Here is a 3,012-nt window from a genome sequence, read left to right on the forward strand (position 1 = left end):
CGACTGCCTCGTGCGGGGACGAACCATGTGCCGAGCAGTACGTGAGGTCCGGGACGTCAGCGATCCAGCAGGCGTCCTCCTCGCTCCACCAGACCTCGATCGGATAGCCGATCATTCAGCGCCCTCCACGTGGAGATGGTACCGACGGACCAGGGTCGCAACCTGTCGGACCTGGTACGGCTTCGCCTGGCCGGCGGCCTCTTGGAGATTCACGAGCTCCGCTACCCCAGGCCTGGCGTAGACCCGGTGACTTCCCCGCCCACCGACCTGCCTGACCCCAAGGGCCTCGAGTAATCGCACCAGGTCCCGGAATTCGACGTTGTCGACGGCTCCGCTGAGAATTCGGACAATCACCTGCGCCGGCCGCACATGGGGCAAAGTAGGGTCGGGGTGTAACGCTGGCCGTCAGGGGGCATCCGCGACGGCTTCTTCCGACCGCCAGACCTGGTCGGCGCGTCCGGTAGTGGAGGAACCGAGGGCCTGGTCGTGAACATCTGTTGCGCGTACGATCGAAGACATGGCGTCAGGCGTCGGCGCCCGTGGCCCGACACCTAGACCTCCAAAACAGCCAGCCCCATGGCTCGGCCCGCAGCCACCAGGGGATCGTCGAAGCTCGCCACCCGCCCACCCAGCTGTTCGGCCACGAGCAGGACACAGCAGTCCGGCATCTTGAGCCTCGTCTCCGCCCGGATCCCGGCAAGCCGGCCAGGCGCGTCGGTGTCCAGCCCGACACCATTGACCCCAAGTTGGGCCAGGGCGGTCATGGCCACCCCGAGCTTGCCGGCGCGGGCCGGTCCGACGAGGACCTCCGCCAGCGTCAGGCGGCTGGCTCCGAGCGGCTCATCTCCGGTCACCCCGAGCAGGGCCTCGGCGCGGTCGTGGTGGACATCGTCGGCATCAAGATGGGCGATCAGCACCGAAGCGTCGACGACGATCATGCGGGCCAGTCTCGTCGCAGGTCTTCCAGGTACGTGGCGCCGTAGACCCCGGTGAGCAAGCCGCTGGTGCGTCGGACCGCCTCGCGCCGGTCCGCCGCCGCCTGGTGACGTCCTTCGGCCAGCGCCCGGTAGCCCTCCTGGAGCAGCCGCACGACCAGCTTCGCGCGGCTGTCGCGGTCCTCAGGCCAGCGCTTGGCGGCGGCATCGAGGGCTGCGGCCACCTCGTCGGTCTCGGTGATGACGTGTCGGGCTCGGGCGGTGGGCACCACGGAAGTGTAGCACCGAGAGCGATGGTGCTACACCGTCGCCCACGGTCCCCATCCATCCGGAGGGCAACGCGCCGGTAGGCCGATCCAGAGGTTCCAGGCCTCGGCCTTTCCGAGGGCCAGGAGCTCCTGCGCCCTCGTCTTTGAGCCCCTGAGCCGATGAGGACGCATCCCACCCGTCGACACGAGCGCCACATCGAGGCCCATGGCATCAGGCGTCGGCCGAGCCTCGACCCTGGGCTTCATCCGTCGGTCGCGGCGCGGCCCTCGGCATCAGGGTCCTCAAACGCGAAGACCACGCCGGCGATGCGGACCGCCGCCTCCCGGTCGAGACCCGGCAGCGCGTGCTGGTAGATGTCCGCGGTCGTGGCCACCTGGCTGTGACCGAGACGGGCGCTGATGATGCGGGCGTCCACCCCCGAGGCCAAGGTGGCATGGGCGTGGCGGGCCCCGTGCAGGCGGGCCGGGGGCAGCCCGGCCCGGTCCGAGAGCTGGTTGAACCGGCGGGTCACCTGCTCGGGGTGCAGCGGGCGCCCGTCCGGCCGGGCGAAGACCAGCTCGTCGGGCCCACCGGCGCCTCGTTCCCCCTGGCGGCGCCGCAGGCCGCTCAGCGCCTCGACGAGGTGGGGGTCGATGGCGATCTGGCGCCGGCCCCGAGCCGTCTTGGGCTCTCCGATCTGCAGGCGGTGGTCGACGACGAGCAGGCTGCGCCGGATGGTGACGGTGGCGGCCTCGAGGTCGACGTCGGACCACCGCAGCGCCAGCGCCTCTCCCCGCCGGACACCGGTGAGGAAGTAGAACAGCCACAGCTCGAACTGCGGGTCCGAGCAGGTGGCCCGCAGGAAGCGAGCCACCTGGCGGGCGTCCCACACCGGCATCTCCCGCCGCGGTGCCCACGGCGGATCGGCGCCCGCTGCGGGGTTGCGGTCGAGATAGCCCCAGCGCACCCCGTCCCCGAGAGCCCGACGCAGCGTGGCATGGACCCGCCGCACGGTGGCGGGAGCCAGCGGCCGGTCCCGGTTGGCGAGCAGGGAGCCGTAGAAGGCGTTGATGGCGACCGGGTCGAGCGCGACCAGGAGCACAGGGCCCAGCCCAGGCACCAGGTGGGCCCTGACGTTCACGGCGTAGCCGGAGTACGTCCCGGGGCGGAGGAAGGACCGGGCGGCGGGCAGCCACGCGTCGATCAGGTAGTCCCGAACAGTCAGCCCCTCGGCCCCTGGCGGGGGCGGGACTGGGACGTCTCGGTGCTCACGGTCGTTGGCAGGCATGGTTCTCCCCTTTGGTCGGGCCCGCCCTCCGGGGCGGGATCTCTCGGGGGAAGTGCCGGGCCGGCGCCGGACGCCTGCCTCTCGGGAGAACCGTAGGACGACGTTGTGACGGTGGCCGAAGTGCCCCTCGCTCGCTATCGCTGTCACAGCTGAGCCCGAGGATGAACGGTGAGGAAGGGAGGTGGTGATGGACATCGGCATGCTGTCGCTGTGCCGGCTCCGCTACCTGCGCTCCGCCTCGGACTGGGGCTTTGCCATCTACCTGGCCAGGAGGGACGGCTACGAGGACTCGGTCCTTCCCTCGGGTGGCCCCGTCGGCACCGCGGAGGAGGCCCTCGATTGCGCTTGCGGTCTCTACCTCAACGACCCGACGGCCTGGTCGGGCCGCTGAACACGCAGGTGTTGAGCGGCGCCTTCGTTCGGGACAGCGGTGACGGCCACGTCCAGCATGGGGGTGGCCAACGACCGAACGACCAAAGGTCGGCGGAGTCGCCGGTGATCGGGCTGCAGTTGGCGATCTGAAGCCACGACGCGAACATG

Annotated in this window: 4 protein-coding genes; 1 reads left to right on the top strand and 3 read right to left on the bottom strand. The window is 70.7% G+C overall.

Annotated elements, in window-relative coordinates:
* Positions 1-551: 551 nt before the first annotated feature.
* The 3 genes from VFW24_12880 to VFW24_12890 all read right to left on the bottom strand — a co-directional run bounded on the left by VFW24_12880 (position 552) and on the right by VFW24_12890 (position 2,472).
* A complete protein-coding gene (locus VFW24_12880; protein ID HEX5267659.1) occupies positions 552-938 on the bottom strand; it encodes a type II toxin-antitoxin system VapC family toxin in 387 nt (128 codons plus the stop codon).
* Positions 935-1,204, bottom strand: a complete 270-nt coding sequence (locus tag VFW24_12885; GenBank protein HEX5267660.1) for a hypothetical protein — start codon at positions 1,202-1,204, stop codon at positions 935-937. Before VFW24_12885 ends, VFW24_12880 begins: the two co-directional genes overlap by 4 nt.
* Before the next feature lie 242 nt (positions 1,205-1,446).
* Positions 1,447-2,472 (bottom strand): site-specific integrase, encoded by a 1,026-nt coding sequence (locus VFW24_12890; GenBank protein HEX5267661.1) that lies wholly within the window; start codon positions 2,470-2,472, stop codon positions 1,447-1,449.
* A 181-nt stretch (positions 2,473-2,653) separates the two neighbouring features.
* On the opposite strand from VFW24_12890, the gene VFW24_12895 reads away from it, so the two are divergent.
* On the top strand, positions 2,654-2,863 hold the full coding sequence (locus VFW24_12895) for a hypothetical protein (GenBank protein ID HEX5267662.1): 210 nt from the start codon (positions 2,654-2,656) through the stop codon (positions 2,861-2,863).
* Positions 2,864-3,012: the final 149 nt, after the last annotated feature.

The organism is Acidimicrobiales bacterium (assembly GCA_036273495.1).
Taxonomy (GTDB): Bacteria; Actinomycetota; Acidimicrobiia; order Acidimicrobiales; family JAJPHE01; genus DASSEU01.

Coding starts and splice junctions, on each gene's coding strand:
- VFW24_12880 (HEX5267659.1), bottom strand. CDS start 938: ATGATCGTCGTCGACGCTTCGGTGCTGATCGCCCATCTTGATGCCGAC.
- VFW24_12890 (HEX5267661.1), bottom strand. CDS start 2,472: ATGCCTGCCAACGACCGTGAGCACCGAGACGTCCCAGTCCCGCCCCCG.